The organism is Actinokineospora pegani (assembly GCF_009745975.1).
In the GTDB taxonomy this organism is placed as follows: Bacteria; Actinomycetota; Actinomycetes; order Mycobacteriales; family Pseudonocardiaceae; genus Actinokineospora; species Actinokineospora pegani.
The window spans coordinates 1-225 of the sequence record NZ_WHOL01000025.1; the positions used below are offsets into that span (position 1 = coordinate 1).

The 225-nt window shown below is 65.3% G+C and carries 1 protein-coding gene; it reads left to right on the forward strand.

The window, feature by feature from the left end:
• Positions 1-225, forward strand: a 225-nt coding sequence (locus tag GCL84_RS29070) for a hypothetical protein (protein ID WP_197522922.1), incomplete at both ends; no start/stop codon positions are given.

Here is a 225-nt window from a genome sequence, read left to right on the forward strand (position 1 = left end):
CGATGTCGACATCTCTGTGCAGCAATTGCTGGAGGACATCGTCACCGTCCGGGCCATCTCCCGGTGGATCAGTGAATCCCTGCCCCGGGCGGAATCGACGCCCGAGATCGACGACGCGCCGACGCGAACAGCTCCGGCGAATGTCGAGGACGCGATCGCGGCGCTGGCCGAGCACTTGTTGGAGTTGGACGCGGGCACGATCGACCGTGGTGTGCCGTTGCTCGA